The organism is Nostocoides australiense Ben110 (assembly GCF_001050535.1).
Classification (GTDB): domain Bacteria; phylum Actinomycetota; class Actinomycetes; order Actinomycetales; family Dermatophilaceae; genus Nostocoides_A; species Nostocoides_A australiense.
The window spans coordinates 2722375-2727656 of the sequence record NZ_HG764815.1; the positions used below are offsets into that span (position 1 = coordinate 2722375).

A 5282-nucleotide genomic window follows, 5' to 3' on the forward strand; every position below is an offset into this window, starting at 1 on the left:
CGGTCGAGGCCTCTCTCGGGTCAGCCGCGACCGGGAGTGCACGCTGAGCCTGCGTCGCGGAGTCCGCCTCGGGGTCGACGTCGGCACCGTGCGTGTCGGGGTGGCGGCGTGCGACCCGGACGGCGTTCTCGCCTACCCGGTGTCGACGCTGGCCCGCGCCGGCGAACTCGGCCGGGCGGACGGCATACCCCCTGCTCAGGAGTCCGAAGAGGCCCCGGCGGATATCGCCGAGCTGGCACGATTGGTGCGCGAGATGGCGGTGATCGAGGTGGTCGTCGGGCTGCCGCGTTCGCTCGACGGCGGCGAGGGTCCCGCCGCAGCGCTCGCGCGCGGTTATTCTCGACTGATCGCGGCAGCGGTCGACCCGGTCCCGGTTCGTCTGATCGACGAGCGGATGACCACGATCGACGCGCACCGCAACCTCCGTTCCAGCGGGGTGGCAGGACGTGCACAGCGGCGGGTCGTCGACCAGGCTGCCGCGGTTCTCATCCTGCAGGCGGCGCTGGATGCGGAGCGGGCGACCGGGGCACCCCCCGGGACCCCGGCAACGACGAGGCGGCGCAAGCCGCGACGGAAGGGCACTTGAGCGGTGACGCAGCGACTCGATCAGGAGATCTTCGGGGGCGCCAATCCCACGACCGGTGAACCTCCAGGCCGGCCCCCCCGGCCGCGCTTCTTCAGCAACCTCGCGGCTCTTCTGCTCTCCCTGGCCGTCGTGCTCGGCGGGGCCTATGGCCTCTATCGTGTGGCGGCGCCCGCGATCAGCGATTTCGTGGCGACCGACGACTATCCAGGGCCGGGCTCGGGTGAGGTCGAAGTCGTCATCAAAGAGGGCGACTCGGGCCGGGCCATCGCCGCCACTCTCGTGCGCGCCGGCGTGGTGAAGACGTCGAGCGCGTTCGTGCAGGCCTCCAGCGACAATGCCGACATCGCGGAGAAGCTGCAGCCGGGCACCTACACGCTCCTGAAGGAGATGAAGGCCTCCGACGCTCTGACGATGCTGGCCGACCCGAAGAACCGCTCCGTCAAGCGGGTGACCATTCCTGAGGGCCTGTGGGCGAGCGAGATCTACGAGCGGCTCTCGAAGGGCACGAAGGTTCCGTTGAAGGACTACGTCGCCGCGGCCAAGGACACCAAGACGCTCGGCCTGCCCGCGGCCGCCAAGGGCAATGTCGAGGGCTGGCTGTTCCCCGAGACCTATGAGTTCGGGCCCAAGGACACCGCCGCCCAGCAGCTGAAGGTCCTGGTCGACCAGGCCAAGAAGGTCATGACCAGCGAGAAGATCCCCGAGAGCAAGTGGCAGGAGACGATGATCATGGCCTCGATCATCGAGTCCGAGGCCGGCTCATCCTCCGACCGGCGCAAGGTGAGCCGGGTCTTCTGGAACCGCCTCGAGCAGCCCACGGCCGAGACGGTGGGGCTGCTGCAATCCGATGCGACGGTCTCCTACGGCGCCAAGCGGCGCGCGGTCGCACCTACCCAGGCGGAGATCGACGACTCGTCGAATCCGTACAACACCCGGATCCACAAGGGGATGCCACCCGGCCCGATCTCCAACCCGGGCAAGGACTCGATCGATGCCGCGGTCAACCCGGCCAAGGGTGACTGGCTCTACTTCGTGACCGTCAACCCGGACACCGGCGAGACGAAGTTCTCCGAAACGCACGAGCAGTTCCTCAAGGACGCCGAGGAGTTCAGGCAGTGGTGCGCCGACAACCCGAAGGCCAAGTGCTGACAGGATCTCGGGTATGCCGCAGGCTTACGTCCTCGGGTCGCCGATCGGGCACTCGCTCTCGCCGGCCATGCACGGGGCTGCTTATGTCGCGCTCGGTCTGACCGATTGGTCGTATGCCGCGCACACCGTCGACGAGTCCTCGTTCGCGCAGTTCGTGGCCGGCTGCGGGCCGGAGGTTCGTGGGTTGTCGCTGACGATGCCGTTGAAGGAGATCGCCTTCACCGTCGCCGAACCGGTGTCGCACCGGGCGGAACTGGCCGGCGCGATCAACACCCTCGTCCGGACGGAATCGGGGTGGTTGGGAGACAACACCGACATCCTGGGGGTCATCGGCGCTCTGGCCCCCGAAGGACGAGTGGCGCGCGGGCGGCACTCCGGGCTGCTCCTCGGTGCGGGGGCCACCGGCCGGTCGGCCGTGATCGCCCTGCGCGAACTCGGCTGCCGCACCGTCACCGCCTGCGCCCGCAACCCCGGCAAGGCCCTCGACTCCCTCGGCCCGCTCACCGAGAAGCTCGATGTCGAGTTGACGGTGAGGGAACTCGAGGCGTGGCCCACCGTCAAGGCCGACCTTGCCGTCTCCACGCTGCCGCCATCGGGCGCTCGTGCGGCGACCGACGTACTCGAGGCCGGCGAAGCGGACCTGAGCGGCATACGGCTGCTCGACGTCGTCTATGCGGATTGGCCCACCCCCCTCGCCCGCGCCGCCATGGCGCGCGGGGCCAGCGTCGTCAGCGGCCTCGACATGCTGGCTCACCAGGCCGTCGAGCAGGTCGAGCTGATGACCGGCCTGCGGCCCGACTGGAAGGTGCTTCTCGAGGCCGGCCAGGCCGCCTGCACCGGGTGAGCGGGGCCGGGTTCCGCGACAGGGGCCGGGCTATACGGCGGCCCCCGTCGGAGAACCAGTCCCCGCTTGCCTAGTCCCTCGCCTCGGGCGCGGAGGCGAAGGCAATGGCCGTGGGTGCGCTGCGTGCCGTGCGCGCCCGCGGGGCTGCGGCATACCCCGCGCTGCTCTCGCTCGCCTCGCCCGACTCGGCCTCTCCCGACTCGGCGCGCAGGGCGTCGGTGAGCAGGCGCACGAGGGCCTCGACCTGGACGTCCACCGAGGAGAATTCCTCGTCGGACCCGTCGAGGGCCCGCGCGGCGAGCCCGGCCTTGCTGTCGATGAGTTCGGCGATCTTGGTGTCGAGGGTCTGAGCGGCAATGATCCGCCACGCGGTCACCGGCATGTCCTGACCGATCCGGTGCACCCGGTCGATCGCTTGGGTCTGCTCGGCGTCGGTCCACGAGAGCTCGGCGAGCACGACGTTGGAGGCGACCTGGAGGTTGACGCCGACGCCCGCTGCCGACAGCGAGCAGACGATGACGGCCACCTCAGGGTCCTCGACGAAGGCGTCGATATTGGCCTGCCGCACCGTCCGGGTCTGATTGCCGCGGATCGTGGCGAACCGCAGGCCCTGGCGGGCGAAGACCTCTTCGGCGACATCCATGACGTCGAGGTGCTTGGCGAAGTAGACGACCTTGCCGACGTTGTGGGCCAGCTGCGCGGCGAAGTCCGCCGACAGCCGCGCCTTGGCCTGGCCGATCCGGCGCAGCAGGCTGAACACATTGTCGCCGGCCGCCGTTTCCGACGTCTCCTCACGCACCGCGGTCGCGACGCGGCGCACCAGGTCGAGGTCGATGCCTTCGAGCGGCGGGTCACCCGGACGCTGCTGCATCCGCACCTCGACGGCCCGGTGGTAGCGCCGCACGAGGTGGGCGGCGAGTTCCTCCTCGGCCTCACGGATCGTCCGCCCGGCGTCGTCGTCGAGTTCCACCGGCAGATCCGCGATGCGGCGGGCCGGAATGTCGGCGGCGACGTCGACCTTGCGGCGCCGCACGATGCCCATGTCGATCACCGCCTGCCGGGCCGCCGCATAGAAGCCGCGGTCGGCCGGGGTGAGCCCGGCGTCCTCGAGCCGGTTCATCAAGGCAGCGCGCGGGCCCTTGTCGTCGATCCAGCCGAGGAATTTCCAGATGGCCGTGAAGTCCTCGATGTCGTTGATCAGCGGGGTCCCGGTCAGCGCCATGAGCAGCGGCCGCCCCATCCGAGAGCGGATCTTGTCGCTCAGCTGCAGCACGTGCCGGGACCGCTTGGACTTCTCGTTCTTGATGAAGTGCGCCTCGTCGACGACCATCCCGCGGAAGTCGTGCTTGCCCAGCCACCCGACATGCCGCTCGAGCACCTCGTAGTTGACGACGACGATGTCGGCGAACCCGTCCACCGTGTCCCCGTCGCCGTGGACGACGGTGACCCGCCGCTCGGGGGTCCACGTCTGCGCCTCCCGGGCCCAGTTGGTCTTGACGACATTGGGGACGACGACCAGCAGCGGGTATGCGGTGGCCGCCCGGGCGGCGAGCAGCGCCTGGGCCGTCTTGCCCAGGCCGGGCTCGTCGGCGAGCAGGAAGGTCCGGTGCCCCTGCTCGGCGGCGGCCACCACCTCGGCCTGATGCTTCATCAGGGTCAAACCGGCCGGGACGCCCCGCCGGGACGGCTCGGGCAGCGGCATACACGCCGGCGCCGAACCGGTCGACTGTTCGAAGGCGCGCAACAGAGGGGAGATCAGCTCCCAGCCGGCGAGCACGCGGGCGCGCGGCCGGCGCAACTCCTGCGCCGCGGAGAAATCGGGGGCGAGGAACGGGTTCGCCAGGTGCCGCTGGGTCACCGACTGGGGGACGACCTGACGCTCGGCGGGCGCCGAGTCCGCGCTCGGGGGCGGCGGCGCGGGAGCCTCGTCCGGGGCGTCGTACCCGCCGGCGATGAGCATCTTGCGGCGCAAGTCGCGAGCGGCCGACGAGAGCACGGCGTCGTCGGCGAGCAGGGTGAGCAGGGAGGTGTCGCGGGCGGAGGTCTTGGCGAGGATCGTCGCGAGACCGTCGAGGCGGCGCAGGGCGTTGGCCTGCTCCGCGGGGGTGATCTCCGGGTCGGACTTGACCCGGGCGCGCTCCTCGCGCACCAGCAGGGCGGCAACCTGGAACTTGGCGCGGGCCGCCGGGGAGACGCGGCCCCCGCGCCGGGCGGCGGCCTCGACCTCGCGGACGGCGCGCGCGAGCACGGGTATGAGGCCGGCCTCGTCGCTATGACGTGGGCGGCGTGCCGTTCGCACGGCAGGGCGCTGGGCACGGGTGGCCAAGAAGCACTCCTGGGCTAGGAGAAGCGGGGTCCGGCGTGCGGACCGTCGGCAGGGGCGTCGCAGAGCGCCCGCCCCCCGAGTGGTGGACCCTATTGTGCCATCACCGGCTCACGTCCCCCAGTCGAGTGAGCGCGACACGCCCATTGTTCGGCCGAATCTTCGGCGTGTCGGGCTCACTCGACTCAGGCGACGTCCGGCCTGCGGACCGTCCCGCGGACTGGTCGACGATGCCCTCGAGTTCGCGTGCGAGGATGCCGAACATGTTGCGTTGGCTGACTGCGGGTGAGTCCCACGGGCAGGCCCTGGTCGCCACGATCGAGGGGCTGCCGTCGGGAGTCGAGGTGACGACCGCCGATATCGGCGCGGCGCTGGCGCGG

5 protein-coding genes are annotated in these 5282 nt (G+C 70.7%); 4 read left to right on the forward strand and 1 reads right to left on the reverse strand.

Annotated features, from left to right (window positions below; all coding sequences use genetic code 11):
* Positions 1 to 49: 49 nt before the first annotated feature.
* Genes ruvX through BN11_RS13140 form a run of 3 tightly spaced genes read left to right on the forward strand, consistent with a single transcriptional unit; the run spans position 50 to position 2579 of the window.
* A complete protein-coding gene (ruvX, locus tag BN11_RS23815) occupies positions 50 to 586 on the forward strand; it encodes a Holliday junction resolvase RuvX (protein WP_083434027.1) in 537 nt (178 codons plus the stop codon).
* A gap of 3 nt (positions 587 to 589) precedes the next feature.
* Positions 590 to 1735 (forward strand): endolytic transglycosylase MltG, encoded by a 1146-nt coding sequence (gene mltG / locus BN11_RS13135; protein ID WP_053084102.1) that lies wholly within the window; start codon positions 590 to 592, stop codon positions 1733 to 1735.
* A 13-nt stretch (positions 1736 to 1748) separates the two neighbouring features.
* The gene (locus tag BN11_RS13140; RefSeq protein ID WP_048698366.1) at positions 1749 to 2579 is read left to right on the forward strand and encodes a shikimate dehydrogenase; all 831 of its coding nucleotides are present in this window, start codon (positions 1749 to 1751) and stop codon (positions 2577 to 2579) included.
* A 70-nt stretch (positions 2580 to 2649) separates the two neighbouring features.
* On the opposite strand, the gene BN11_RS13145 is transcribed toward BN11_RS13140, so the two are convergent.
* Complete coding sequence (locus tag BN11_RS13145; RefSeq protein ID WP_083433741.1) at positions 2650 to 4905, reverse strand: DEAD/DEAH box helicase; 2256 nt, start codon at positions 4903 to 4905, stop codon at positions 2650 to 2652.
* Positions 4906 to 5165: 260 nt separating this feature from the next.
* Between BN11_RS13145 and BN11_RS22780 the strand changes: the two genes are divergently transcribed.
* A partial coding sequence (locus BN11_RS22780) for a chorismate synthase (protein WP_157044379.1) occupies positions 5166 to 5282 on the forward strand: 117 nt, incomplete at its 3' end.

Bases quoted from the DNA above. Each gene is read 5' to 3' on its own strand.
- BN11_RS13140 (WP_048698366.1), top strand. From the start codon at position 1,749: ATGCCGCAGGCTTACGTCCTCGGGTCGCCGATCGGGCACTCGCTCTCG.